Consider the following 268-nt stretch of genomic DNA (forward strand, 5'->3'; position numbering starts at 1 on the left):
GCCAGGGAACCTCGCTGCGCCGCCGCTTTCAGAATATCTTCAGCCGCTGATCGTGACAGCCGCACCGCAGACATACGACCTCAAGGGGCTCAACTGCCCCTTGCCTGTTCTGAAAGCGCGCAAGCGCCTTGCAGACATGCCGAGTGGAGGCCGGCTTTGGCTGGAAACCACTGACCCGCTGGCGGTCATAGACATTCCGGCATTCTGCAACGAGCATGGGCACCTGCTCGTCGAGACCGAAGCGACCCCTGACGGTCATCGCTTTCTG

Annotated in this window: 1 protein-coding gene; it reads left to right on the plus strand. The window is 61.6% G+C overall.

Annotated elements, in window-relative coordinates; genetic code table 11:
- A partial coding sequence (locus tag E0702_RS17570; RefSeq protein WP_205742075.1) for a sulfurtransferase TusA family protein occupies positions 1-268 on the plus strand: 268 nt, incomplete at both ends.

The organism is Halomonas marinisediminis (assembly GCF_004347715.1).
Classification (GTDB): Bacteria; Pseudomonadota; Gammaproteobacteria; order Pseudomonadales; family Halomonadaceae; genus Halomonas; species Halomonas icarae.